Source organism: Rhizobium sp. YAF28, from assembly GCF_052113285.1.
GTDB lineage: Bacteria > Pseudomonadota > Alphaproteobacteria > Rhizobiales > Rhizobiaceae > Rhizobium.
The window spans coordinates 458,463-484,362 of the sequence record NZ_JBFRCX010000002.1; the positions used below are offsets into that span (position 1 = coordinate 458,463).

Consider the following 25,900-nt stretch of genomic DNA (forward strand, 5'->3'; position numbering starts at 1 on the left):
ATGACCATTGCTTTCACTTTTCCCGGCCAGGGCAGCCAGGCCGTCGGCATGGGCAAGGATCTCGCCGAGAACTTTGCGGAAGCCCGCGCCGTTTTCGAAGAGGTCGATGAAGCGCTCGGTGAAAAGCTTTCCGATGTCATCTTCAACGGTCCCGAGGACAAGCTGACGCTGACGGCAAACGCCCAGCCGGCGCTGATGGCCGTCTCGATGGCCGTCATCCGCGTTCTGGAAGCCAAGGGCCTCGACCTGAAGGCGAAGGTCGCTTACGTCGCCGGCCATTCGCTCGGCGAATATTCCGCCCTCTGTGCCGCCGGCACTTTCTCGATCGCCGACACGGCTCGACTTCTGCGCATCCGCGGCAACGCCATGCAGGCCGCCGTGCCTGTCGGTGTCGGCGCCATGGCCGCCATCATCGGCCTCGAACATGCCGACGTGCAGGCCATCTGCGAAGAAGCCGCAGCGATCGGCTCCTGTCAGATCGCCAATGACAATGGCGGCGGCCAGCTCGTCATATCAGGTGAGAAGTCGGCCGTCGAAAAGGCCGCCGGCCTCGCGACCGACAAGGGCGCCAAGCGCGCCATCCTGCTGCCGGTTTCCGCCCCCTTCCATTCGAAGCTGATGGCGCCTGCCGCAGACGCCATGCGTGAGGCACTCGCCGGTGTGAAGAAGACCAATCCGGCCGTGCCTGTCATCGCCAATGTCCGCGCTACTCCAGTCACTGACGCTGAGGAGATCGCCGCACTTCTCGTCGAGCAGGTCACCGGACAGGTTCGCTGGCGCGAAACGGTGGAATGGTTCGCCGCAAATGGCGTCACAACGCTCTATGAACTCGGTGCCGGCAAGGTGCTGACCGGCCTTGCGCGCCGCATCGACAAGAATATCAATGGCGTCTCTGTAAACGGCCCTGCCGATATCGACGCTGCCATTACCGCTCTCACGGCCTGATTGCCCCACTTCATATAAGGAACGTTCCCATGTTCGATCTTTCCGGCCGCAAGGCTCTCGTCACCGGCGCATCGGGCGGCATTGGCGAAGAAATCGCCCGCCTTCTCCATAAACAGGGCGCCATTGTCGGCCTGCACGGCACCCGTGTCGAAAAGCTCGAGGCCTTGGCAAATGAGCTAGGCGACCGCGTCAAGATCTTCCCGGCGAACCTGTCGGATCGCGATGAGGTGAAGGCTCTCGGCCAGAAGGCGGAAGCCGATCTCGAAGGCGTCGATATCCTGGTCAACAATGCCGGCATCACCAAGGACGGCCTCTTCGTGCGCATGAGCGACGAGGACTGGGATGCCGTTCTCGAAGTGAACCTGACGGCGACCTTCCGCCTGACACGCGAGCTCACCCATCCGATGATGCGCCGCCGTTATGGCCGCATCATCAACATCACCTCGATCGTCGGCGTCACCGGCAACCCGGGCCAAGCCAACTACTGCGCCTCCAAGGCGGGCATGATCGGCTTCTCGAAGTCGCTGGCACAGGAAATCGCCACCCGCAACGTGACGGTCAACTGCGTTGCGCCGGGCTTCATCGAAAGCGCCATGACCGGCAAGCTGAACGACAAGCAGAAGGAAACGATCATGGGTGCGATCCCCATGAAGCGCATGGGAACCGGTGCCGAAGTGGCCTCTGCCGTCGTCTATCTCGCCTCCTCGGAAGCGGCCTATATGACGGGTCAGACGCTGCACGTAAACGGCGGCATGGCCATGATCTGAAACGATTAGCTGCCGCAGCCGCCGATTTCAGCCAATAGCGTGTTGAGCAATCACGAACGGTTGATTTTCTGGCTTTGCGGCAGACTTAAAGCATGTTAAGCGGGCCATGACTGTCAACAGTCGTCCCGAAAAAAGCAGACGGACCGGCGGGCTTTTCGCAAGCCTGGGACTTCTCTAAAGCCGGGTAAACGAGTTTGCCGAGGATGTCTGAAAGCATCGCAGGCTGAAACAGGGTAGGGGTGTCAGAAAGACATTCCGATCAGGACATAAGGTCGAGGAAACCGACATGAGCGATATCGCAGAACGCGTAAAGAAAATTGTTATTGATCATCTTGGCGTCGATGCCGACAAGGTCGTCGAGAGCGCCAGCTTTATCGACGATCTGGGCGCAGACTCGCTCGACACGGTCGAACTGGTCATGGCCTTCGAAGAAGAATTCGGCGTTGAAATCCCCGATGATGCCGCTGACTCGATCCTGACGGTTGGCGATGCCGTGAAGTTTATTGAAAAGGCTCAGGCCTGATTCTGCGCATTCGAGAAAGGGCGGGCCAAGAGTCCGCCCTTTTCTTTTGAGCATGTTTCTCCATAAAACATAACAGACGGGGGAAAGCAGTCGATGAGAAGGGTCGTCATAACAGGTGCCGGCATGGTATCGCCCTTGGGATGCGGAGCAGAAATTACCTGGTCCCGCCTGCGTGCGGGAGCAAACGGCGCCCGCCTCGTGACCGAATTCGAGGTCGATGATCTCCCTGCCAAGATTGCTTGCCGCATTCCCGTTGGCGATGGTTCGGACGGCACCTTCAATGCTGACGACTGGATGGAGCCGAAGGAACAGCGCAAGGTAGACCCCTTCATCATCTACGGCATGGCCGCCGCCGATATGGCGCTCAAGGATGCCGACTGGCATCCCGAAACCGATGAGGACCAGATCTCGACAGGCGTGCTGATCGGCTCCGGCATCGGCGGCATCGAAGGCATTGTCGAAGCCGGCTATACGCTGCGCGACAAGGGCCCGCGCCGCATCTCTCCTTTTTTCATTCCAGGCCGACTAATCAACCTCGTCTCCGGCCAGGTTTCCATTCGCCACAAGCTGCGCGGCCCGAACCATTCGGTCGTCACCGCCTGCTCCACCGGTGCGCATGCCATTGGTGATGCTGCCCGCCTTATCGCGCTCGGCGATGCCGATGTCATGGTAGCCGGCGGCACGGAATCTCCGGTCAGCCGCATTTCGCTTGCCGGCTTTGCCGCCTGCAAGGCACTGTCGACGCAGCACAACGACGACCCGCAGAAGGCGTCGCGCCCCTATGACAAGGACCGTGATGGTTTCGTCATGGGCGAGGGCGCCGGTATCGTGGTACTCGAAGAGCTCGACCATGCGCTGGCACGCGGCGCCAAGATCTATGCCGAAGTGGTCGGTTACGGGCTTTCCGGCGATGCCTTCCACATCACCGCTCCGTCGGAAGACGGCGACGGCGCGTTCCGCTGCATGACCATGGCGCTGAAGCGCGCCGGCCTGACGCCTGCCGATATCGACTATATCAACGCCCACGGCACCTCGACCATGGCCGATACGATCGAGCTCGGTGCCGTCGAGCGCCTCGTCGGCAATGCGGCGTCGAAGATCTCGATGTCGTCGACCAAATCCGCGACCGGCCACCTGCTCGGTGCTGCCGGCGCCATCGAGGCGATCTTCACGACCCTCGCAATTCGGGATAACGTCGCCCCTCCGACGCTCAATCTCGACAATCCTGAGCGGGAGACTGCGATCGATCTTGTTCCGCACAAGGCTCGTGAGCGAGAAATCAACGTGGCGCTATCCAACTCGTTCGGATTCGGCGGCACGAATGCATCGCTCGTGTTGCGCCGCTACGTCGCGTAACAGGTGGTTCACCGAGCACGGGCGAACGTCAAACGGCGTCATGAAGCGCGGCAGAACCTGTTTTTGCCGCATTACTTCGCGAAATAGCGAAGCGGGGGCCAAGTTTTAGAGGATTGCCGGTGAGCGATACGACCAACCAGAGCAGCGACAACGGCCAGCCGGCGCAGAAGGGACCGATCATCCCGAAATCGCCGAGCGAAGCCCTGCGGCCGGAACGTGTTCCCGAGCCGCCGAAGCGCTCCAGGAATGCCCGCAGCCAGGTCGTCCTCTTCCTGAATTTCGTCATGACCATGGCGGTGGTCGTCTGCATCGCGGGTCTCATCGGCTTCTACTACGCCATCACTGCCTATCAGAACCCCGGCCCGCTGCAGACGAACACCAACTTCATCGTCCGCAATGGCGCAGGCCTCGCGGAAATCGCCACGAATCTCGAGCGCAATCTCATCATCTCGGACGCGCGCGTCTTCCGTTATCTGACCGCGACGCATCTGAGCGCCGGCGAAAGCCTCAAGGCGGGTGAATACGAGATCAAGGCGCATGCATCCATGAACGAGATCATGGAGCTTCTGAAATCAGGCAAGTCGATCCTCTATTCCGTCTCCTTCCCCGAAGGTCTGACGGTGCGGCAGATGTTCGACCGCATGCTGGACGATCCGGTGCTCGAAGGCGACCTGCCGGCGGCTCTGCCGGCAGAAGGCAGCCTGCGGCCCGATACCTACAAGTTCTCGCGCGGCACCAAGCGGTCTGAGATCATCGATCAGATGGCTGCCGCCCAGCAGAAGCTGGTCGACCAAATCTGGGAACGGCGTGATCCGTCCCTGCTTTTGAAGAGCAAGGAAGAGTTCGTCACGCTCGCCTCCATCGTCGAGAAGGAGACGGGAGTGCCGGACGAGCGCGCTCATGTCGCCTCCGTCTTCCTGAACCGTCTGGGCAAGGGCATGCGTCTGCAGTCCGATCCGACCATCATCTACGGTCTCTTCGGTGGCGATGGTAAACCCGCAGACCGGCCGATCTATCAGTCGGACCTGAAAAAAGAGACGCCCTTCAATACCTACGTCATCAAGGGCCTACCGCCGACGCCGATCGCCAATCCCGGCAAAGACGCGCTGGAAGCTGTCGCCAATCCCTGGAAGACGCAGGACCTCTATTTCGTTGCCGATGGCACCGGCGGTCACGTCTTTGCGGCAACGCTCGAAGACCACAACGCCAACGTCAAGCGCTGGCGTAAGCTGGAAGCCGACAAGGGCGCCGATCCCGAAATTGTCGTCGACGGACAGCCGGAGGACCAGCCTGCGGACAATACATCCGCGGTTCCGCCGAAGAAAAAGAAGATCAACTGATATCGGGAGGCCTTTGATGGCATTGCAGTCCATGACTGGTTTTGCGCGGCGCGAGGGAACGACCGGCCGCTGGCGCTGGGCATGGGAACTGCGTTCGGTCAACGGCAAGGGCCTTGATCTCCGCCTCCGCCTCCCGCCCGGTCTGGAGCGCCTCGAAACGGATGTTCGCCGCATTGCCGGCGAGAATTTCAGCCGCGGCAACCTGCAGGCCACGTTGTCCCTGACGACAGGCGAAAGCCAGCTTGAAGCCGTGCTCAATCAGGATGCCTTCGCCGCCGTTCTCACCATGCGCGACAAGCTGGAAGGTCTCATCGATCCGGCGCCGCTGAGGCTCGATACCCTGCTTTCCATCCGCGGCCTCGTCGATTTCCGCGAGACGCAGGACAGCGAAGAGGCGATTGCCGCGCGCGATGCCGATATCCTGTCTGGACTGATGGCTGCTCTTTCCGATCTCAGGGCTATGCGTGAGCATGAGGGAGCAGCACTCGCGCGTGTGCTTCTCGGCCATGTCACGACGATCGAAGCGCTGACAAGCACGATCGAGGCCGATCCCTCGCGCTCGCCGCAGGAGATCGCGACAAGGCTCTCCGCGCAGGTCGCACTCCTCATGGAGGGAGCGGGCGGGCTCGACCGTGACCGGCTGCACGCCGAGGCAGCATTGCTCGCCACCAAGGCGGATCTGCGCGAAGAGATCGATCGGCTGAAGGCCCATGTCGCCGCCGCCCGCGATCTCGTGACAAAAGGTGGCCCGGTTGGCCGAAAGCTCGATTTCCTTGCACAGGAATTTAACCGAGAATCGAATACAATCTGCTCGAAGTCGAACGCATCGGCCGTCACCGCAGCGGGCATCGAGCTGAAGGTGGTGATCGATCAGTTCCGCGAGCAGGTCCAGAATTTGGAGTAGGATATGAGCCCGGCGAAAATCTCGCCCATCCAGATCGCCCGTCGCGGTCTGATGCTGGTCATCTCGTCGCCCTCGGGCGCCGGTAAATCCACCATCGCGCGTACGCTTCTGGAAACGGACAAGCAGATCGGCCTTTCCGTCAGCGTCACGACACGCCAGCGCCGGCCGAGCGAAGTGGAAGGCGTTCACTATCATTTCAAAACCGTGCGGGAATTCGAGCGGCTGCGCGATTCCGATTCTCTGCTGGAATGGGCCGAGGTTCACGGCAATTTCTACGGCACGCCCCGCGAGCCGGTTGAGCAGGCCATGTCCGAAGGCCGCGACATGCTGTTCGATATCGACTGGCAGGGCGCTCAGCAATTGCAGCAGAAGATGCAGGCCGATGTGGTCTCGATCTTCGTACTGCCGCCGACCATGACCGAGCTGCAATCCCGCTTGCATCGCCGCGCCGAGGATTCCGAGGAGGTCATCCAGACGCGCCTGGCCAATTCTCGTGCCGAGATCGCCCACTGGCGCGAATATGATTACGTCATCATCAATGATGACCTGAACGCTGCCTTCGATGCGGTGCAGTCGATTGTCAAGGCCGAGCGCCTGCGCCGCGACCGTCGCCACGGCATGTTCGATTTCGTCCGCGAATTGCTGGAAGAGACGCCGGTTCTTTAAAGGCTGTTCGCCAGCCGGCAGAATTCCTCCACCGAAAGAGTCTCCGCGCGCCGCGCCGGATCGATGCCGGCTTTGACGAGCAAGCTCTCCCCGCCGATCGGCTTCAGGCTCTGGCGCAGCATCTTGCGGCGCTGGCCGAAGGCTGCCTGCGTCACCTTCTCCAGATTGGCGACAGAGCAGGGGATCGGGTTTTCGTTCGGCGTCAGGTAGACCACCGTCGAGGTGACCTTCGGCGGCGGCGTGAAAGCCTGTGGCGGAATATCGAATGCCATGTGGGAATGTGTGCGCCATCCCGTAAGCACGCCGAGGCGGCCATAGTGATCGTCGTCTTCGGAGGCGACGATCCGCTCGCCGACTTCCTTCTGGAACATCAGCGTCAGAGATTGCCAGAAGGGCGGCCATGCCTTCGGCAGCAGCCAGTTCACCAGAAGCTGGGTGCCGACATTGTAGGGCAGGTTGGCGATGATCTTGACTGGACCTTCCAGTGCCAGCGCCTCGAAATCGGTCTTCAGCGCATCGCCCTCGATGACTTCCAGCCGTCCGGGATAATGGTCGGCGATCTCGGCGAGAGCCGGCAGGCAGCGTGCATCGCGCTCGACCGCGATGACCTTCTTCGCACCGAGCGCCAGTATGGCCCGCGTCAAGCCGCCGGGACCGGGACCGACTTCAAAGACTGTCGCGTCGTCAAGCGCGCCGGCCGTGCGGGCAACCTTCTGCGTCAGGTTGAGATCGAGCAGGAAGTTCTGCCCGAGCGCCTTGCGCGCATCGAGCCCATGGCGCTGGATAACCTCGCGAAGCGGCGGCAGACCGTCGAGTGCAGCCATTAACGGTGGCTTTCCGCAGTCCGGCCAAGCTGCGCGCTGAGCTTCAGCGCAGCAACGAGGCTCGTTTCGCGGGCAAGTCCCTTGCCGGCAATGCCGAAGGCGGTGCCATGATCGGGGGAGGTGCGCACGAAAGGAAGGCCGAGCGTCACATTGACGGAATCGTCGAAACCGAGCGCCTTGGCCGGGATCAGCGCCTGATCGTGATACATGCAGATGGCCACGTCGTAACGTGCGCGCGCTTCGTCATGAAACATCGTATCGGCGGGGAGGGGACCGATCGCATCGATACCCTCGTCACGAAGGATCTGCACCGCCGGATGGATGATGGTCTCATCCTCCTTGCCGATCGCGCCGCCTTCGCCCGCATGTGGATTGAGCCCTGCAATGGCCAGGCGCGGGGAGTCGATCCCGAAACGCTGCTTAAGGTCCTTGTCCGCGATCCGGCAGGTTTCGACGATCAGGCCGAGCGTCAACGCCTGCGGCACATCCTTGAGCGGAATGTGGATGGTGACAGGAATGGCGCGCAGTTTCGGTCCCGCAAGCATCATGACGGGCATGACCGACTGACCGGTCGCATGCATGGCAAGATCGGCAAGGAATTCCGTATGGCCTGGAAATTTGAACCCTGCCTCATAGAGCACCGACTTGGCGATCGGATTGGTGACGACTGCAAGCGCCTCGCCCTGCATGACGAATGCTACCGCCGCCTCGATCGAGGCGATCGTACCCTTCGCCGTCGCGACATGCGGCTCTCCTGCCGCAACATCGACGCCTGCGGGTATCGCCAAGACAGGCAACGCGTCCGCAAATATACCGAGACTTTCCGCGGCGTTGCCGATGCTGCGCAGGGGAACGTCGAGTCCGAGCTTTCGTGCCCGCACCGCAAGCACATCGGGATCGCCGATCAGGAAGAACGGCGGCAGTCCAAGCTCGCGCCTGCGAAGCCAAGCCATGAGCGTTATATCAGGCCCAACGCCGGCAGGGTCGCCCTGCGTCAGTGCAAGCGGTCGCGAAAACGGTGTCGCCATGGAAAAATCAGCGATAGATGATCTGCGCGTGTTTACGCAGTTCATCCAGATATTTGGTGGCGTTTTCGTTTTCCGGCGCCGCGGACTTGTCTGCCTTTGCCTTGTCAAGGTCTTCCTGACGGAACACCATTTCAGCCGCCTGGTCATCCGAGACCTGGCGCTGGCTGCAGATCGCGAGATATTCCACGCCCTTGTCGGTCACGCGCGTAGCCGTGGTGTTGCCCTTGGCCCCTATGACCAGATCCTTCCAGTCCGCCGGAATTTCCGGGGCCAGCATGCGGCCGAGATCGCGGATCGAAACGTCCCGCATTGTGGCGGCGAAAGTCTTTGCCTGGTCACAACCCGGATATTTGGAGCGTGACGCCTCAGCCTCGCTCTTGCGCTTCGCCGTGATCGCGTTGCGCTTGGATGCGGGAACAACGAAGATGACCTGCTGCAGCATATATTCTGTCGTCACCGGCTTCTGCTTGTTGTTCTGCATCATGCGGTTGACGAGGTCGAAATTCGATAGGCGTGCGCTGGAGCCGTAACGCGCGTTGACGACGCGCGGCCAGCTCATCTGCACGGCAATGAAGTTCTTGAAATGATCGACGCCGACGCCGGCGCGGTCGAGGATCTGCCCCATCTGCTCGACGGAAAGCTTGTTGCTGGCGGCAAACCGAGCGAAGGAGGCGTTGACGTCGTCCTGCGAGACGGACATGCGCACGCGGGAGACTTCCTGCCGCTTCAGCGCCTCGTCGACAAGCTGTTCTTCGGCAGCCTTGGCGTCGGGTTTCAAGCGCTGCAGGCGCATGAAGGCCTGTCGTTTTGCAACGTCGCCACTGGTAATCGCGGTACCGTTTACCACTGCCTTGACTTCGCTGGCGGCGAAGACAGGTGTACTGAAGGCAGCAAGCATGAAGGCTGCGCCTGCAATAAGCGTGGTTACGGTTTTCTTCGCGTCAATCATCTGTTGACCTCCCGATAGCGCCGCACGATCCAACGCGCGGCGTTCTTACCATACACTGAGACCAGCGGAAATCGCATCTCTTGCTCCGCGACACCCTATGTCTCACATAACGACTGGTCGCAATGTCCTGCACAGGCTTACGGCGAAAGAATGGCCCGGCCGGAAATCTCCGGCCGTCCATCTGTCATCAGAGGTTATTCGCAGCATCACCCGTGCCCAGCCGGATATCGCCGAGCGTGCGGAAGGTCAGGCGGGCGGCGATCGTCCAGTCGCTTGCCGTCTGATCCGTCGTATCCCGCCTATCCACATAGGCGATGGTGAAGATGGTGCACTCGTCCTGATAGGAAATGCCGAGCGAACGCCTGACAACAACGTCATTGTTCAGATCCCAGGCGATACCACCGAAGATCGACCAGTAATCCTTGAACTTGATCCTGCTGCTCGCCTGAATCTCGTCTTGGTCTTCAGCAAAGCCGTATGCCGGCTGGGCACCCACGTGCGTATAGGTGACCTGGCCCGAGAAGGTATCGTTCTGATAGGCCGTCGTCAGGTCGCCGCGATTGAAGGCGAAATCCTTCTCGTCCAGTCGGTAGGATGCTGCCACGGAGAGACCGAAAGGCATTTCGATGCCGCCGAGGCCAACATAGTCGGAACGGTCGGTCTCAAGGCCGGAATCGGCGCCGACATTCACGAGGTCGTCGGTCGCAAACGAATTCTGGCCGGCGAGCTGGTAGGACTGTCCGAAGATGCCGTGCAGCTTGTAGCCGCTGTCGAAGGTGCCTGTATACTGGAAGCCGACGTTTGCGCGCGTGCCGCCCTCGATACGGTCGTAGCCGGAGAACCTGTCACGATCGAAAAGGTTGGTCGCATCGAAGACGAAGCTTTGCGCATCTTCGTTCGGCAGCCGGCCGGCGAGTGGTTCATCCGGTCGTGCGTAGATCTGCGCAATCGGCTCCAGAACATGCGTGCTGTTGCTGGTCGTGAACAGGATCGGGTAGCGCATTTCCAGCCCGGCCGTCACCATTCCGCGCGTTGCCGCATTATCGTCCAGATAATTGCCGGCATAGGGAACGCCGTTGGCATCGACCGGACTTTGCATGTTGAGCGCCAGAGCATCGCCGCGTGCCGCGAGCAACGGCGTGATAACCAGCCCAGTGGGTGTTACGAAGGTCCGTTTCCACTGTAGTTCCGTGGTCAAACGTGTGGTCTGACCTTCCAGGCCGGGGAAGCGATCGAAACCGTCGACGGTGGTAAAGTCGTCCTGAGAGCGCGAAAGATTGGTCAGATTGACATCGGCGGAAAGCTCACCGCCTGCGAGCGGCTGCGGCGCGACATAGTGATAGTCAAGCGTCGGATAGACGATTGGCTGCTGCTTTTCAGCGGTGCTGCCGGAATCGGCGTCCTGAACGTCGAAATAGAAGGCGCGCAGGTCGAAGTAATTCCGCTTGCCGAGACCCGTCAGATAGACGGTATTGACCTGCGGCGTGTTGTCGTAACCATCGATCTTGTAGGTGCGCGAGAAGTTGTTGTCGCTCTGCACCATCACATCCCAGCCGAAGGTCCAGCGGGGATTGATCCTGAAATCCCCCTTCGACGCGACCATGCCGCGCTGTTCAGCTTCGGCATCGCTTGTACCGGCGCTGAAATTACCGGGATTCATCTGATCGATGCCGGCGACGTGCATCGTCACCGTGCCGTTTTCGAAGCGACGGCGATATTCGCCCTCGAGCAGGAAGCCTTGCGAGGTATAGCCGGTGCCCGTGACGGTGAAATCCGAACTCGGGGAGATGACGTAATAATAGGGAACGGACAGACCGTAGCCGAGATTTTGTGAAACGCTCATCGACGGGAACAGGAAGCCGGACTTGCGCTTCACGGTATTGTCGGGGACTTCGATCCACGGCAGGTATGCGAGCGAACGGCCAAGCAGCTGGAAACGCGCCTTTTCAAGGCGGATCGTATGCTTCTCACTGTTCTGGATAACGCGTTCGGCCTTGACCTGCCAGAAGGGCGCGCGTTCGGGCTTTTCCGCGCAGGGCAAGCAGGCCGTGTAGACGCCTTTATTGAGAATCATCTGCGTACCGCCGACTCGCTGGCCGGTTTCGGCAACGAGGCGGGTATTATCGCTTGTCTCGATTCGCAGCGCATTCATGAAGCCGTCTGCGAAATTGTCGGTCACATCGAGGTGGTCGGCATAGATTCGGTTGCCGTCGGGCGTCACCATCTCGATGTTGCCGGTCGCCATCATGCGGCCGGTCTTCTGGTTATAGTCGACCTTCTGGGCGACCAGCCTGTAGCCGCCGTAGTTGATCTGCACGCCGCCGATCACAGAGACGAGCTCCTGGTCCCTATTATAGAGGAGCTCGTTCGCGGACAGCATCAGCTTAGCATCCGGCGAGACATTCTGGCCGATCGCAGGCATGCCTGTATTGTTCTCTTGGCCATAGGCCAGCGGAGCACTTTCGAAATAGCTACACAGAGCCGCACCTAGGAGCAGGGCAACCAACTGTTTACTAACAACCTTGCGGTCGCCTACCGCCACTAGCCATCCTCCTGATGAAGCAGGATCGTTGCGCCTAAAGCGAGCGCTACGACCACCGGTATCCAAGTCGCCACAAACGGCGGCACGACACCGCTGCTTCCGAATGCTTTTACAAGCACGGTGACGACATAAAGCATGAAGCCTGAAAGGATTCCACCCAGAATCACAGAGCGTGATTGGTTGAACCGGCTAAATTTCAGAGACACTGTTGCAGCAATGAGAGTCATGGCCACCAAGAGCAGCGGCTGCGACAGCAGAGAGTTGAATTGAGTCTCAAGTGCCTTCGTTGAAATTCCGAAGGATTTGGCGGCAGCGATACGGTTGGAAAGGTCAAAGAAACCAATTGTTTCCGGCGCTGTGAGCCGCTCCTTGATGAAGTCTTGCTTCAGATTGGTACGAAGCTGCTCCGTAGCCTTACGCACCGGGATTTCCCCAGGCTTGCGTTCGACGACGTTGTTAAGCTGCCAGTAACCATCTTCCAATTTGGCGGATGAGGCATCCTGCCTCAGAATGACCTGACCGGTGGAATCGAAGTGGACAAGCACGGCGTCCATAAGCAGCGTGCCGTTCTCCAGCACGGTCTTGGCGCCGATGATGACATCGTCCCGGCCGCTGATCTGGCGCAGCCACGGAACCTGCAGTGCCCTGATCATGGCATTGTCCTGACCGCGCCAGGCCGTTTCGAATTGTGTTGCCTGCCTCTGGCCCCAGGCTGCGAGCGGATTGAGCGCGACCACCGTCAGCACCCCGAGAATCAGGGACCCCGCGATAAAAGGCAGCATGAACTGCCAGACCGAGATGCCCGCCGCACGGGTGACGACGAGTTCATATTTCCGGTTGAGGCCGATCAGCACGGTGATGCCGACGAACAACGCCACGAAGGGGATGGTCTGCTGCAGGATCAACGGTAGGCGAACGGCGGTGAGCAGCACAGCACCACCCAGCGTGTAGCCGGGGAAATTGGAGATGCGGCTTGCCGTCTCGCTGAAGTCCAGCAGGAAGGTGATGGCGCTCATGCCGATCAGGAACCACATCGTGGTTACGACATACCGGCGGAAGAAATACCGCGACAATGTCCCGAAAATCATCGCACAGCGCCTCCGCCGGTCCGGTCCGTCGCGGCAAGTACCCGCTTCTGGGCGCGCTTCCAGATCGTCGAGGTGCGGTTTCTGACGACAAGCGGCATGGCCAGCCGCTTATGCATGTTCAGGAAAATAATCGAAACCAGGCTGGTCACGATCGGGATCGCATAGAGGATCGGGATATAGATCGTGCTTTTGTCGATCTGGTTGGCAACGTAAAACGCCGCCCAGCGCAGGACGAACGCGAGGCCCAGTGCGCCGATCATCGGATGCATGCGTGCCTCGCGATGCGATCGCGCATCCCCGGCTATGGCGAGCGAGAATAGCGCGAAAACGAAGGGAAGCATCCAGTCGGTCAGGCGGCGATGAAGCTCGGCGGTATAGCTGCCGGGCTTGGCGATATAATCAGGATCTTTCGGATCGGGATTGAGCAGGAAAGCGAGATCGCGGTCGCTCGCGCGAAGCGTCGCCTGTCCGTTATTTTCCGTCATATCCGAAAGGTCGAAGGAATAGGAATCGAACTTGATGACCGAGACGTTTCCATCGGGCGTTTTGCGATGGACTTCGCCATCATGCATGATCAGCGACGTGCCGATATCATCCACGGCGCCTTCGCGCGCATAATAGATGAGTTCGTTATTCGGCTCGCGCTCGTCGGCGACGAAGAGACCTTTGAGCGTGCGGCCGGCGAGCCGCTGCGAGATCTGCACATAGAGGCCTTCATCGATCTTGCGGAAGGTCTTTTCCTCGATCACGGACGAAAGAAGATCGGCATAGGTCTCGGCGATCATCTGCCGCACGACCGTCTTCGCGCGTGGCTCGACGACATTGTCGACGAAGAACGAGAAGACGCTGATGAGGATCGCGAGCAGCAGGATCGGCCGCGCCAGGATAGTGCGGCGGGCGCCGGCGGCATCGATCACGGTCAGTTCGGAATCGTTGTTCATCGTCGTCAGCGTCTGGGTAATGCCGATGACGAGTGCAAAGGGCAGCACGATGGGAATGATCGACGGCAGGATCAGCGTCGCAAGCGTGGCGAAGGAGCCGATCGACTGGCCGCTGTCGGTCACCAGATTGATGCGCTGCAGGACCTGGGTGGTCCAGATGATCGCGAGCACCGGGAGCAGGGCCACGAGAAACATCTGGCCGACACGCCGCAATATATATGTCTCGAGTAGTTTCATGCTCGCCCTTGAACGCGCCTGCAGGTCGATATGATCAGCAGGAGATTCCCTCTACGCTGTTTGTCTCGGTTTTGCGACAAGTCAGTGTCAAAAATTCATTCAATTTTCAGAATTTTTTTGTTGCCGTGGCGACTCAGCAAGTGCCATCAGCGCGGTGAATATGACGACCGAAGAAAGCCATCCCAGCACGACGTCGGATAGATAATGTGCGCCGAAGGAGAGCCGCATCGCGGGTGTCAGGATGGAAACGGCGGCGACGGGTGCCACAAGCGCATAACGTATCGACTTCGGAACGAAGATCAGCAGGCAGAACAGCCAGCCCGCGCTTGCCGCCTCGCCGGAAATGAAGGAGCAGTTCGAGACGCACTTGCCGGCCAATGAACCGGCTTCGGCGAAATGCAGCGTACCGCCGAAGAAATCCGTCTGCACAGGCCGCGGCCGACCCCAATGTTCCTTGAGGATCACATTGACGAGAAGAACGGGACCGATCAGCAGCGTGCCGAGCGCAACCTTCAGATCGCGGGCGCGCGGTGCGTTGAATGTAGCGCCATGCTGCTGATAGCACTCGACCAGTTTCCATAGCATGACCGCGGTCACGACATAGGGAACGTAGAAGAAGAGCGTGCGTAAGAGACCGAGGATCGCCTCGCTCCGATAGGGGAAGGAGCCACAGATCTCGGTTGCTGGGGCCGACGCGTCGCAGGCCGCCTGCACGAAAAAAAGCTGGGAAAAATAAATGTCTATCCCGGGAAACGCGCGGAACAGGGCAAGCAGCAGCCACCATACCCAGAAAAGCAGGACAAAGACGCCGAATGCCGTTTGCGGCAGGCGAACTGCCGGACCCCGCCATCGATTTTTCGAAAAAACTGTCAACGCAAACATCTACGAAACTGACGAAAACCTTTTGGCCGGGCGGCCGCGCGGAACATAACAACTGTCGCCGGCCATTGACAGACCCGTCAAACGCGAAATTATCCCCTGGAACGGATTTCATGAATCCCATCGGAGAAGACATGTCTGCAAAATTCGAAATTTCATTCTCAAAATCGGCAAAGCTCAGCAGCGGCCTCGCGATTCTTCTGAAGACGTCCGAAGCCGACACCGCGGCTGGGGCCGATATTGCCGATCCGGCGGGAGTGATTGCCAAGGCGTCGAAGATTGCGCGCTTCTCGGCAAAGTCGTTGGCTGCCCTCGACCTAGTGGCGCCAGAGGGTGCGCCTGTCGAGCGTATCATCGTCCTTGGCCTCGGCAAGCCGGCAGACCTGACCGTCCACGATTGGCTGAAGGCCGGCGGCAGCGCTGCCTCGCGGATCAAGAATACTGAGAAAGCGACGATCTTCATCGATGCGCCGGGCGCAGATGTCAGCGCCAAGGCTGCGGCCGATTTCGCTCTCGGCATGCTGATGCGCGCCTACAGCTTCGATACCTATAAGACGAAGAAGAATGACGACGAGGAGAAACAGGCGAAGTCGGTCAAGGTGACGATCGTCACGGCCGATGCGGCTGCCGCCAAGAAGGCCTTCGCCGATGCCGAAGCGGTTGCCGACGGCGTCAATCTCGCTCGTGACCTGGTCAACGAGCCGCCGAACGTCCTCGGCCCCATCGAATTTGCGGCCAAGGCAAAGGAGCTCGAGAAGCTTGGCGTCGAGGTGGAAATCCTCACCGAGCGCGAAATGCGCCGTCTCGGCATGGGCGCGCTGCTCGGCGTCGCCCAGGGCTCCGTGCGCCCGCCGCGCCTGGCTGTCATGCAATGGAAGGGCGGAAAGGGCAAGGATCGGCCGATTGCCTTCATCGGCAAAGGCGTCGTCTTCGATACCGGCGGCATCTCCATCAAGCCGGCTGCCAATATGGAAGACATGAAGGGCGATATGGGCGGTGCGGCTGCCGTCACCGGCCTTATGCACACGCTTGCCGCCCGCAAGGCGCCGGTCAATGTCGTGGGCATCATCGGCCTTGTGGAAAACATGCCTGATGGCAACGCCCAGCGTCCGGGCGACATCGTCACCTCCATGTCCGGCCAGACGATCGAGATCATCAACACGGATGCGGAAGGCCGCCTCGTGCTCTGCGATGCGCTCTGGTATTGCAACGACCGCTTCAAGCCACAGTTTATGATCAATCTCGCGACGCTGACAGGCGCCATCATGGTCGCGCTCGGCAACAGCCATGCGGGTCTCTTCTCGAATGACGATCCGCTGTCGGCGCAGCTGACGACCGCTGGCCTCGTCACGAACGAGAAGCTGTGGCGCATGCCGCTCGGCAAGGAATATGACAAGATGATCGACAGCAAGTTCGCCGATATGAAGAATACCGGCGGTCGTCTCGCCGGTTCCATCACCGCAGCGCATTTCCTCAAGCGCTTCGTGCAGGATACGCCCTGGGCGCATCTCGATATCGCCGGCACGGCCATGGGCTCGGTGCAGGACGAGATCAACCAGTCCTGGGGCTCCGGTTTCGGCGTGCGCCTGCTTGATGAACTGGTCCGCTCGAACTACGAAACACGATGACGGAAATCCTCTTCTACCATCTGACGGAATCGAAGCTGGAAGACGCGCTTCCGCCGTTGCTCGACAAGAGTGTCGAGCGCGGCTGGCGCGTCGCCGTCCAGATGAAGGAGGCCGCGCGGCGCGATGCGCTGGATCAGCATCTATGGACCTATCGGGAAGACAGCTTCCTGCCGCATGGCACGGATGAGGCCGATTTCGCCGGGGATCAGCCGGTTCTCCTGACGGTTTCGGCTGACAATCCGAATGCTGCTACCGTCCGCTTCATCGTCGATGGCGCCGAGCCGCCGGCGGTCGCGGATTATGAGCGGATCGTCTTCATGTTCGACGGGTATGACCAGGAGCAGCTTGAAGGCGCGCGCGCCCAGTGGAAAAAGCTGAAAGGCGAGGGGCATAGCCTCACCTATTGGCAGCAGACGCCGGAAGGGCGGTGGGAGAAGAAGGCCTGACCCCGATCGTCAGGCAAGGCCCGCTTCCGCCAGAACCCTGTCGATGAAATCCTTCTTCGCTCCGGTATAGGCGGCTCGGCTCTCGGCATATTTTTGCGCAAGTCCGATCTTCAGCTCCTCATAGGCCAGCGCAAGGGCTGGATCGCCCTGCAGCCTGTCGCGGAAGAAGATGTCCCGCCTCCAGTTGAAGCCCTGATATTCGACGACATGGGCGAGATGCGTGCGCGTCTCGCCCATGACACCGCGGCCGAAGAGATGGTCGTCGGGTACGATGTCGGCACCGGCATAGTCATAGCCGATCGCCTCCATAGGCTTGATGCAGGCAAGTCCGTCATCAAGGCGGCGAACGCCGATCAGGATATCGATGATCGGTTTCGCCTTGATGCCTGGAATGGCAGTGCTGCCGAAGTGCTGTATATCGATTGCCAGAGGGCCAAGCGCGTCGCGGATCCTGGCCTCTTCCAGCAGATAGGCCTCCTGCCACTTGGCGTTGGGGTCGGCGAGTCTCACTGCCAGATGTGGGACGCCCAATCCAAACGATTCATCCTGCTCCTGCTGCATGGAAAACGTCCCTCACGTTTCGTTTTCCTATTCTAGCATTCTGCAGGCACAATGGCATCTGCCCGTGAGGCCGATCAGTCGTAGAACGCCTCGACGAATTTGCGCTTGCCGAGCATGAAGGCATCGGCGACATGGCGCAGCGGCGCCAGATCGACATCCGACTTGCCGGCCTTGATGAGCTCGGCGAAACGGCGATAGAGCGACGGATATTCGGCTTCCGGTGCAGAGAATGTCAGCGCGCCATTGACCGAGAGCTTCGAGCCGCCTTCGGAAAGAACCATCTGTCCGGCTGCCGTCTCCGCGATGATGTCCCAGCTCTGCTTGCCCGTCTGGCGCCAGTCGAATTCGGCGTGAACAGGAACGTGATCGACATTGCGGAAATGCAGATCGGCAGCAATCGGCGAGTCGCGGTTTTCAGGGAATTCCAGCGTGCCGGCGCTAAGGAACATCGCCTTCGGCAGGATATGCGTGACGATCGAAAGCGCGTTGATGCCCGGATCGAAAACGCCGAGACCGCCGGCCTGCCAGATCCATTCCTGGTTCGGATGCCAATGGCGCACGTCTTCCTTCCAGATGACGTGCATGCTCTTGATCTCGGTCGAGGCGAGGAACGATTTGGCAGCTTCGACGGCCGCTGCATAACGCGAATGCCAGCTTGCAAACAGCGTCGCACCCTGCTTGTTCGCGAGGTCCTCCAGATCCGCCACTTCACTCAGCGTCGCGCCCGGCGGCTTTTCAAGGAAAACGTGTTTGCCGGCGGCCAGCGCCTTGTAAGCCGCTTCATAGCGATACTGCGGCGGCATGCAGAGCGAAACGGCATCGATCGATGGTTCGGCGTCGAGCATGTCGTCGATCGACGTATAGGCGGTAACGCCGTCGACCGTACCGTTGCGGCTTGCCGTCGCCACCAGCTTGAAATCGGCATTGGCAGCGATGGAGGGGAGGTGCTGGTCGCGGACGATCTTGCCGACGCCAACGATGGCGAGGTTGATGGCTGACATTGTAAAGCTCGCGTTCGGTGTTTCGCTAAAAGTATGACTTATTGCGCGCCGTTTTATCAGAAAGCGGTCTGCGGGCAAGTCTGGTCTTTAAGAACAGACGACGCGATTTTTGGGTAATTGTCTAGCTCTTGGAGAGCGCGATGGTTCTTGCGCCGCAGCAAAGTATCTAGAGACAGTTACCTGCGCTGGCGGAGTCTCAGCTCGCCATGGCTCCTTCATATTCAGCGGAGAGCTCCAGCCATTGCTCCTCGGCGGCAGCGAGCCTGGCGGCTGCTTCGCCACGCTGCCTAGCTTTGTCGGCGGCCTTGGCGGGCGCCTTTTCATAGAGCGCCGGATCCGCAAGTTCCGCATCAAGTGCCTGAATCAGTTTCTCCAGCTTGCCCGTCAAGGATTCGATTTCGTTGATCTTTTTCTTGAGGGGGGCGAGCGAAGCACGCCTGTCGGCATTCAGCTTGCGCTGGTCGGCCTTCGAGGACTGGTCTTCAGACTGCTTCTGTTTTTCGTCGTCTTTTTTTTTGCCGGAAGCGACGATCAGGTCGCGATATTCTTCCATATCGCCTTCGAAACTCGTCACCGTGCCGTTGTTGACCAGCCAGAGGCGGTCGACGGTCGCTTCGATCAGGTGCCGGTCGTGCGAGATCAGGATGACGGCCCCGTCGTAGTCGTTCAGCGCCTCGATCAGAGCGCGGCGGCTGTCGATGTCGAGATGGTTCGTCGGCTCGTCAAGGATCAAAAGGTTCGGCGCATAAAAGGCGGCGAGCCCCATCAGCAGGCGTGCCTTTTCGCCACCCGAAAGATCTTTCGCGGCCGTCGCCATCTTCTCGGTCGCAAGGCCCATCTGCGCCACGCGGGAACGCACCTTCGCTTCGGGCTCCGTCGGCATCAGCCGCCGCACATGTTCGACAGGCGTCTCATTTGGTACGAGATCGTCGAGCTGATGCTGCGCGAAGAAACCAATCTTCAGCCCCGGCGCCAGACGCACTTCACCGCTCTCGGCCGCCAGCCGTCCCGAGATGAATTTCGCAAAGGTCGATTTGCCGTTGCCGTTCGAGCCAAGCAGGGCGATGCGGTCGTCATTGTCGATGCGCAGGTTGAGCCCCTTGAGGATCGGCTTGCCGGGTTCGTAGCCGACTGCGCCGCCGCTGACCGCGACGATCGGCGAGGCCGGCTGCTTTTCGGGTTCGGGGAAGGTGATCGGCTGAACGTGATCCTCGATCACGGCCGCGACCGTGCCCATGCGCTCCAGCGCCTTGACACGCGATTGGGCCTGCTTCGCCTTGGAGGCCTTGGCCTTGAAGCGGTCGATGAAGCTCTGCAGATGCTTGCGCGCCGCATCGTTCTTCGCCTTGGCCTTTATCTGCAGTTCGTCGGCTTCCGCCTTCTGCCGCTCGAACTGGTCGTAGTTGCCGCGGTAGAACGTGAGCTTCTTCTGATCGAGATGCACGATCGAATTGACCGCGTTGTTCAGCAGATCGCGATCGTGGCTGATGATGATGACCGTGTGCGGATAGCGGCGGATGTAATCCTCCAGCCACATCGTGCCTTCGAGGTCGAGATAGTTGGTCGGCTCGTCGAGCAGCAGCAGGTCCGGCTCGGTAAAGAGCACGGAGGCGAGCGCCACGCGCATGCGCCAGCCGCCCGAGAAGGAGGATGCGGGCCGGGCCTGCGCTTCCTGATCGAAGCCAAGGCCCGAGAGGATGCTGGCGGCGCGTGCTTCCGCCGAATGGGCGTCGATATCGACGAGGCGCATTTGGATTTCGGCGATACGATGCGGATCGGTTGCGGTTTCCGCCTCGGCAAGCAGCGCGGCGCGCTCCTTGTCAGCAGAAAGCACGATCGTGATCAGCGAATCCTCGATTCCCGGCGCTTCCTGCTTCACCTGTCCCATGCGCGCATTCTTGGGAATCGATATTGTCCCGCTTTCGGCGCCGAGGTCACCCGTTATGACGCGGAAGAGGGTGGATTTGCCGGCGCCGTTGCGCCCCACGAGCCCGGCCTTCGTGCCTGACGGCAGCGAGACGCTGGCATGGTCGAGGAGCAGGCGGCCGGCAATGCGGGCGGAAATGTCTGAAATCGTGATCATGCGCGCGGTTTTGGCCGAAAGCCGCCGCCAAGGCAAGATGGATCAGCGGCGTGTTTGCCACTGTTTGCCATCAATAGCGCACAGCGGAACGCCTTACCGGCCGAAGGCTTGCACCGGCAGGCGCGGATTGGACTGGGCGGCAAGCAGCGCCACGCGTGCATTGGCCTGAAGCTGCCCGGGTGTGGCCGCATCGCCGCTCAACGCCACGCCGACCGAAATCGTCAAACCGCTTGCATCCGAAGTGTCCGACGCTGCGAAAACAAGATTGTCCTCGACGGAACTGCGCAGCCGCTCGGCGATCGCCAATGCATCCTGCTTGCCGACATTGGCAAAGAGGAAGGCGAATTCGTCGGCCTCCAGGCGCGCAATGAAATCGTTCTTCTTCACCGTCTTGCGGAAGAGGCCGGCAAGCTTCTTCAGGAGCTTGTTGCCGGTCTGCGCGCCGTAGCGGGCGGTAAGCTCCTTGAAATCGTCGATGTCGATCATGATCAGCGCGCTGCCGGCCGCACCCTCTTCCTGACCGTAGAGATCGTCGAGCGCACGGTTGAGTCCGATACGGTTGGGCAGGCCGGTGATCTTGTCCGTGATAGCAGCCGTCTGCACGGCGGAAATGCCACGCTCCAGCGCCGTCAGCCGCTCAATATCCTCTTCCAGCTTTGTGCCGATCGTTCGTTCTGCTGCAAGGACGGCCGAAAGCGAGGCGGCGAGATATTCGACCTCGGCCATGAAATCGGCAAGGCTCTGGTGCTCCTGCTGACCCGAGACGGATTTGAGGATGGTCTCGCAGGCGCGCGCAAAGGCCTGGTGATGCAGGCGCCCCTCGGCCAGTCGCTCCGCCGTTTCCTTAAGCATTCGGCTCGCCTCGTTGCGCGAGCGGTCGCCCGCCAGCCCGTAATGGCCGACAAGCCGGTAGCGCAGGCCGAGTTCGTCCAAGGCTTCCTGCTGCGGATGCGAACCGAGGGCTGCGATATCCTGCGCCAACCCGGCATTCAGGCCGATCAGTGCCTCGTGGAACAGTTCATAGTTGCGCGGCAGGCCCGCCACGTTCAGCCGCATCATGTGCTGAGCAACTTTCTGCACGTCGGCCGCCGGCGCCGGCCGGGTCGCCTCGTGCGCATTCAATGCATTTGCAACGGCACTCTGCATGACGATCCCCTCATTGCCGTTGGTTCTCTTGGGCCATCGGCTCTTCTGCTTCCGCTATGCAGGCAAGCTTTTAAGAGACATTGAATTTTCAAAGGTTGTGGGGCGGAAGCCGCAAAACCGGTTAATGCACCCTTGCTGCGTCCCGATCGGGAATGGCCGTGTCCGTTTCAGCAACAGACGCGATGGGCGCCATGAAAATTCCTGATTTGATCGCGCCGGCTTTCTGGCGTGGAATGAACCCGTTGCGATTGCGAAAGGATGGCCATGACCAGAGCTCTCTATTCCCTGTGCGGCGCCGACGCGCGTCATTTCTTCTCGCCGCATTGCTGGAAGGCGGTGATGGCGCTTGCCCACAAGGGCCTCGATTTCGAGGAGGTGCCGACGACTTATAGCCGCATCGCCGCGATCGGCGGCGGCTTCTCCAAGACCGTGCCGGTCCTGGATGACAATGGCCGGCTGATATCAGACAGTTTCGATATCGCCCATTACCTGGAAGATGCCTATCCGGACCGTCCGTCGCTTTTCGGTGGCGAGGGCGGCAAGGCTCTGTCGCGCATGGTCGAGGGTTATTCGCAGATGATCATCCATCCGGCGATCATGCGGATCGCGCTTCTCGATATTCATTCTATTCTCGATGAGGGCGACAAGGCCTATTTCCGCGTCAGTCGCGAAGGCCGCCTGGGCAAGCCGCTGGAGGATTTCGCCGCCGGCCGCGACGCGGAGAGAGAGGCCTTTGCCGCCAAGCTGGAACCGATGCGCCACATGTTGCGCTTCCAGCCCTTCATCGGCGGCGACAGCCCGCTCTTTGCCGACTACATCGTCTTTGGTGCGCTGCAATGGCTGCGCATCGCCGCAGGCCTCGCCATGCTGGCCCCTGACGACCCCGTCATGGCCTGGTTCGAACGCTGCCTCGATCTTCATGAAAGCCGGGGCCGGACTGTGACAGCGGCGTGAAATTGCCGGAGCCCCCTTGTTTTCGGGCGGTGAGGCGGGTAAAGACCGCCCACTTTTCCCTGAGTATGAGGATCCGAATTATGGCGATTGAACGCACCTTCTCGATGATCAAGCCGGATGCAACGAAGCGCAACCTGACGGGCGCTATCACCAAGATGCTCGAAGATGCCGGCCTGCGCGTCGTCGCCTCCAAGCGCGTCTGGATGAGCAAGCGCGAAGCAGAAGGCTTCTACGCCGTTCACAAGGAACGTCCGTTCTTCGGCGAACTCGTTGAAGGCATGACCTCCGGCCCGACCATCGTTCAGGTTCTGGAAGGCGAAGGCGCCATCCTGAAGAACCGCGAAATCATGGGCGCGACCAACCCGGCAAACGCTGCCGAAGGCACGATCCGCAAGGTTCACGCTCTGTCGATCGGCGAAAACTCGGTTCACGGTTCCGACGCTCCGGAAACCGCTGCCCAGGAAATCAAGTACTGGTTCTCCGACACCGAAATCGTCGGCTGATTCAGCCCCAGAGCATTCCCTCGGAATGCATTGAATTGACTCATGAAAGCCGGGTTCGTCCCGGCTTTTTTATGTCCCGGGTTCAGGCGGGGCATTTGTCAGTATTGGAAAAATCCGTCGATCCTTCAGATTTGAAAACCTCCGGGTTCTTCTCGTATCCGGCACCGAGAACCAGCGGCTTGCTCGGCAAGACACTCTGGTCGAGATCGGATTTGAACTGCGTCTTCAGCTCCTGCAAGAGCTTGCCGTCCTTGTCGACCAGCCTGACGGTGACGGCATAGGGCCGGTCCTTGCGCACGCAATGCAGGTTCTCGCTCTGGACTGAAATCTTGTCCTCCATCGGAAACACCTTCTGGTTCAGCACCAGCGGCGCTCCGCCCTGCGGGTTTTCGAATTCGGCGACGATGGTCGAGCCATCGGGAATCGGCGCCGTCTTCTTCAGCGTCAGCAGATAGGTGGCGCTTGCGACGCGGTAGTTGAAGACGAAGAGATGGCCCGTCACTTCCAGCATGCTTTCGGCCTCGCGCTGGCAGGCGGAGAGCACAAGCCCCGCTGCCGCTAGGGCCGTGATGATCGAGCGCCGCTTCATGGCGTCTCCTCCTTCTTTTTCCTCCGGTAATGCCTGTTGGCCTTGGCGCGGTTGCCACAGACGGCCATGTCGCACCAGGCCCGGCTTTTGTTCTTGCTGCGGTCGATGAACAGCCAGCCGCAATTGCCGCAAATCTTCATCCGCTCCGGATCGGGCATGGCGATCAGCCGTAGAACCGAATGGGCCGTCGCCGCATCGAGACCCTTTTCCTCAGCACCCCGCAGCGTGCGCGCCAGCGCTTCCAGCAGTTCGGCAAGAAGCCGGTCGTCATTGCCTTCGAGCACGCGTTGGCGGAAGTAGCGGTCCGTCGCTTCGCGCAGTTCGATGAAGTTGGCTCTATTCTGCGCTCCAACCGGCACTATGTCGCCAAAAAGTGCCCGTTCGGCGCAGAATTCCTGCGCCGCCTCGGGGAAACGCTCCATCTGCCCTTCGGCCTCGAAGCGGTCGATGCGGCGCGCAGTATCGTGACGCAGGATGACGCTGTTGGCGACATCGAGCGCCAATGCGCCGCCGGAAAAACGGTGAGGGGTCCAGGAGAAGCTCATGGGAAAAATATAACTGGTAAAACACATTTTGCCAGTTATTATTTTAGGCCGATCTGGAGTGACCGAATGGCCTATCTTCTGCAGCAACTGGCGAATGCGGTACCGCTCGCAGCGCTCTACGCCACGCTTGCCTTCGGTTATTCGATCGCCTTCGGTGTCACCAAGCGCCCCGACATTACCTATGGGGCGATTATCGCCTTTGCCGGCCAGATCCTGCTGCTCTTCACGGATATGGCCTATAACCGCCTCTGGCTGGTGCTGCCGGCGGCGATCGCGATCGGCATCTGCGCCTCACTGATCTATTCGGTGGGGGCAGGGGTCTGGATCGGCCGCTTCGTCATGCAGCCGCTCGCCAGCAAATCGCCGAACACGGTCATCGTCGCCGCACTCGGCATGATGATCGTGCTGATGGAGACGGCGCGCCTTGCCGCCAATACCCGCGCCATCTGGTTGCCGCCGCTGTTGAGCGACAACGTGACCTTCTGGAGCGACGGCACCTTCAAGGTCACGCTCACCTATATCCAGCTTCTGGATACCGTCCTGATGTGCGCGATCATTGCGATCGGCGCATGGATCCTGAAGCGTACCTCCTGGGGCCGCCTATGGCGCGCGGTCATCGACGATCCGCTCGCCGCCGAACTCTGTGGCACCAGCGCCAGCCGTGTCTTCCTGGTGTCTTATGGGGCGGCGGCGCTCGTCGCCACCTGCTGTGGCATCCTTGCAACCTTCTATTACGGGTCGATGGATTTCGGCGCTGGGCTGATGTTCGGCCTCAAGGTGCTGCTGATCGCGGCCGTCGGCGGCTATTCCGATCCGCTGCGCTCGGCGGGTGGTGCCGCCGGTCTGGCGCTTGTCGAGACGCTCTGGGGCGCCTACGGGTCCTTCATCTGGCGCGATCTCGCCATCTTCTCGCTGCTAGTGTTCCTGCTGGTGCTGAGCAGGCGCGAGCGCGTCGTGCTCTGACTATTTCCAGCGGTCGCGCGCGGTGTTGTCGGCATCCTTAGCCGCGATCCAGTCGCCGGTGCCACCGTCCTTGCCGTGTTCCTTCTTCCAGAAGGGAGCCGAAGTTTTCAGGAAATCCATGACGAAGTTTGCACCGTCGAAGGCCGCCTGCCGGTGCGGAGCTGCGGCGACGACTAGCACGATATTTTCGCCGGCCGCGATCTTTCCGAAACGATGGATGGCGGTCAGGCCATCGAGCCCGAACCGTTCGATGGCGAGCTCGCCGATGCGGCTCATCTCCGCTTCGGCCATGACGGGATAATGTTCGAGCTCAAGCGCCGACAGTGTCCCGCCCTCATCGCGGCAGAGACCGGAGAATGTGACGATTGCGCCGATGCCGGGCTTGCCTTTGGAAAGCCGGTCAACTTCCGCCTGCAGATCGAAGTCCTCGCGCTGGACGCGGATGGTAGGGGTAATGGTCACAGCAGGCTCCTCCTCCCGGCGGGATTGGCT

General features: G+C 60.4%; 26 protein-coding genes. 12 read left to right on the forward strand and 14 right to left on the reverse strand.

Annotated features, from left to right (window positions below; genetic code table 11):
• The 7 genes from fabD (at nt 1) to gmk (ending at nt 6,501) form a co-directional block, all read left to right on the forward strand.
• Nucleotides 1–945 (forward strand): ACP S-malonyltransferase, encoded by a 945-nt coding sequence (gene fabD / locus AB4Z13_RS06595; protein WP_439014519.1) that lies wholly within the window; start codon nt 1–3, stop codon nt 943–945.
• Nucleotides 946–974: 29 nt separating this feature from the next.
• Entirely contained in the window at nt 975–1,712 is a 738-nt protein-coding gene (fabG, locus tag AB4Z13_RS06600; RefSeq protein WP_113311640.1) for a 3-oxoacyl-[acyl-carrier-protein] reductase, read from the forward strand.
• Between the two features lie 286 nt (nt 1,713–1,998).
• A complete protein-coding gene (locus tag AB4Z13_RS06605) occupies nt 1,999–2,235 on the forward strand; it encodes an acyl carrier protein (protein ID WP_003547058.1) in 237 nt (78 codons plus the stop codon).
• A gap of 93 nt (nt 2,236–2,328) precedes the next feature.
• Nucleotides 2,329–3,591, forward strand: coding sequence for a beta-ketoacyl-ACP synthase II (gene fabF / locus AB4Z13_RS06610; protein WP_439014520.1), 1,263 nt, complete (start codon nt 2,329–2,331; stop codon nt 3,589–3,591).
• A gap of 119 nt (nt 3,592–3,710) precedes the next feature.
• Nucleotides 3,711–4,931 (forward strand): endolytic transglycosylase MltG, encoded by a 1,221-nt coding sequence (gene mltG, locus AB4Z13_RS06615; protein WP_310382859.1) that lies wholly within the window; start codon nt 3,711–3,713, stop codon nt 4,929–4,931.
• A gap of 16 nt (nt 4,932–4,947) precedes the next feature.
• On the forward strand, nt 4,948–5,835 hold the full coding sequence (locus AB4Z13_RS06620; protein WP_439014521.1) for a YicC/YloC family endoribonuclease: 888 nt from the start codon (nt 4,948–4,950) through the stop codon (nt 5,833–5,835).
• A 3-nt stretch (nt 5,836–5,838) separates the two neighbouring features.
• Nucleotides 5,839–6,501 carry a guanylate kinase gene (gene gmk / locus AB4Z13_RS06625; protein WP_113323382.1) on the forward strand — a complete coding sequence of 221 codons (663 nt, stop codon included), beginning with the start codon at nt 5,839–5,841 and terminating at the stop codon, nt 6,499–6,501.
• Here the strand turns inward: gmk and rsmA are convergent.
• The 7 genes from rsmA to AB4Z13_RS06660 all read right to left on the reverse strand — a co-directional run bounded on the left by rsmA (nt 6,498) and on the right by AB4Z13_RS06660 (nt 14,983).
• Nucleotides 6,498–7,325: a 16S rRNA (adenine(1518)-N(6)/adenine(1519)-N(6))-dimethyltransferase RsmA gene (gene rsmA / locus AB4Z13_RS06630; protein ID WP_439014522.1), complete on the reverse strand. Its 828-nt coding sequence runs from the start codon at nt 7,323–7,325 to the stop codon at nt 6,498–6,500. The genes gmk and rsmA overlap by 4 nt on opposite strands.
• A complete protein-coding gene (pdxA, locus tag AB4Z13_RS06635; protein ID WP_439014523.1) occupies nt 7,325–8,353 on the reverse strand; it encodes a 4-hydroxythreonine-4-phosphate dehydrogenase PdxA in 1,029 nt (342 codons plus the stop codon). Before pdxA ends, rsmA begins: the two co-directional genes overlap by 1 nt.
• Before the next feature lie 7 nt (nt 8,354–8,360).
• Complete coding sequence (locus tag AB4Z13_RS06640) at nt 8,361–9,302, reverse strand: peptidylprolyl isomerase (protein ID WP_439014524.1); 942 nt, start codon at nt 9,300–9,302, stop codon at nt 8,361–8,363.
• 187 nt (nt 9,303–9,489) lie between these two features.
• A complete protein-coding gene (locus AB4Z13_RS06645) occupies nt 9,490–11,844 on the reverse strand; it encodes an LPS-assembly protein LptD (RefSeq protein WP_439014525.1) in 2,355 nt (784 codons plus the stop codon).
• Nucleotides 11,844–12,932 carry an LPS export ABC transporter permease LptG gene (gene lptG / locus AB4Z13_RS06650; protein WP_113323387.1) on the reverse strand — a complete coding sequence of 363 codons (1,089 nt, stop codon included), beginning with the start codon at nt 12,930–12,932 and terminating at the stop codon, nt 11,844–11,846. Before lptG ends, AB4Z13_RS06645 begins: the two co-directional genes overlap by 1 nt.
• Nucleotides 12,929–14,110 carry an LptF/LptG family permease gene (locus tag AB4Z13_RS06655; protein WP_439014527.1) on the reverse strand — a complete coding sequence of 394 codons (1,182 nt, stop codon included), beginning with the start codon at nt 14,108–14,110 and terminating at the stop codon, nt 12,929–12,931. The genes lptG and AB4Z13_RS06655 overlap by 4 nt, the downstream gene beginning before the upstream one ends.
• A 99-nt stretch (nt 14,111–14,209) precedes the next feature.
• On the reverse strand, nt 14,210–14,983 hold the full coding sequence (locus AB4Z13_RS06660; protein WP_439014528.1) for a phosphatase PAP2 family protein: 774 nt from the start codon (nt 14,981–14,983) through the stop codon (nt 14,210–14,212).
• A gap of 140 nt (nt 14,984–15,123) precedes the next feature.
• Here AB4Z13_RS06660 and AB4Z13_RS06665 point away from each other — a divergent pair, with 140 nt between their 5' ends.
• Nucleotides 15,124–16,617: a leucyl aminopeptidase gene (locus tag AB4Z13_RS06665; protein ID WP_439014529.1), complete on the forward strand. Its 1,494-nt coding sequence runs from the start codon at nt 15,124–15,126 to the stop codon at nt 16,615–16,617.
• Entirely contained in the window at nt 16,614–17,063 is a 450-nt protein-coding gene (locus tag AB4Z13_RS06670; protein WP_439014530.1) for a DNA polymerase III subunit chi, read from the forward strand. Before AB4Z13_RS06665 ends, AB4Z13_RS06670 begins: the two co-directional genes overlap by 4 nt.
• Nucleotides 17,064–17,072: 9 nt before the next feature.
• On the opposite strand, the gene AB4Z13_RS06675 is transcribed toward AB4Z13_RS06670, so the two are convergent.
• From AB4Z13_RS06675 to AB4Z13_RS06690, 4 genes are all read right to left on the reverse strand, one after another.
• Nucleotides 17,073–17,624: a GrpB family protein gene (locus AB4Z13_RS06675; RefSeq protein WP_439014531.1), complete on the reverse strand. Its 552-nt coding sequence runs from the start codon at nt 17,622–17,624 to the stop codon at nt 17,073–17,075.
• A 74-nt stretch (nt 17,625–17,698) separates the two neighbouring features.
• Complete coding sequence (locus AB4Z13_RS06680) at nt 17,699–18,625, reverse strand: Gfo/Idh/MocA family protein (protein ID WP_439014532.1); 927 nt, start codon at nt 18,623–18,625, stop codon at nt 17,699–17,701.
• Between the two features lie 196 nt (nt 18,626–18,821).
• Nucleotides 18,822–20,708: an ABC-F family ATP-binding cassette domain-containing protein gene (locus tag AB4Z13_RS06685; protein WP_439014533.1), complete on the reverse strand. Its 1,887-nt coding sequence runs from the start codon at nt 20,706–20,708 to the stop codon at nt 18,822–18,824.
• A gap of 93 nt (nt 20,709–20,801) precedes the next feature.
• Complete coding sequence (locus AB4Z13_RS06690; protein WP_439014534.1) at nt 20,802–21,854, reverse strand: diguanylate cyclase domain-containing protein; 1,053 nt, start codon at nt 21,852–21,854, stop codon at nt 20,802–20,804.
• A gap of 264 nt (nt 21,855–22,118) precedes the next feature.
• Here AB4Z13_RS06690 and AB4Z13_RS06695 point away from each other — a divergent pair, with 264 nt between their 5' ends.
• Both AB4Z13_RS06695 and ndk read left to right on the forward strand, forming a co-directional pair.
• The gene (locus AB4Z13_RS06695; RefSeq protein ID WP_439014535.1) at nt 22,119–22,808 is read left to right on the forward strand and encodes a glutathione S-transferase family protein; all 690 of its coding nucleotides are present in this window, start codon (nt 22,119–22,121) and stop codon (nt 22,806–22,808) included.
• A gap of 80 nt (nt 22,809–22,888) precedes the next feature.
• A complete protein-coding gene (gene ndk, locus AB4Z13_RS06700) occupies nt 22,889–23,311 on the forward strand; it encodes a nucleoside-diphosphate kinase (RefSeq protein ID WP_007820064.1) in 423 nt (140 codons plus the stop codon).
• Nucleotides 23,312–23,393: 82 nt separating this feature from the next.
• Here ndk and AB4Z13_RS06705 read toward each other — a convergent pair whose 3' ends face one another.
• Both AB4Z13_RS06705 and AB4Z13_RS06710 read right to left on the reverse strand, forming a co-directional pair.
• Nucleotides 23,394–23,900 carry a hypothetical protein gene (locus tag AB4Z13_RS06705; RefSeq protein WP_439014536.1) on the reverse strand — a complete coding sequence of 169 codons (507 nt, stop codon included), beginning with the start codon at nt 23,898–23,900 and terminating at the stop codon, nt 23,394–23,396.
• The gene (locus AB4Z13_RS06710) at nt 23,897–24,445 is read right to left on the reverse strand and encodes a CGNR zinc finger domain-containing protein (RefSeq protein WP_113323398.1); all 549 of its coding nucleotides are present in this window, start codon (nt 24,443–24,445) and stop codon (nt 23,897–23,899) included. Before AB4Z13_RS06710 ends, AB4Z13_RS06705 begins: the two co-directional genes overlap by 4 nt.
• 66 nt (nt 24,446–24,511) lie before the next feature.
• On the opposite strand from AB4Z13_RS06710, the gene AB4Z13_RS06715 reads away from it, so the two are divergent.
• Nucleotides 24,512–25,408, forward strand: coding sequence for a branched-chain amino acid ABC transporter permease (locus tag AB4Z13_RS06715; RefSeq protein ID WP_439014537.1), 897 nt, complete (start codon nt 24,512–24,514; stop codon nt 25,406–25,408).
• Here the strand turns inward: AB4Z13_RS06715 and AB4Z13_RS06720 are convergent, their stop codons facing one another.
• The gene (locus AB4Z13_RS06720) at nt 25,409–25,870 is read right to left on the reverse strand and encodes a molybdenum cofactor biosynthesis protein MoaE (RefSeq protein WP_439014538.1); all 462 of its coding nucleotides are present in this window, start codon (nt 25,868–25,870) and stop codon (nt 25,409–25,411) included.
• Nucleotides 25,871–25,900 lie beyond the last annotated feature (30 nt).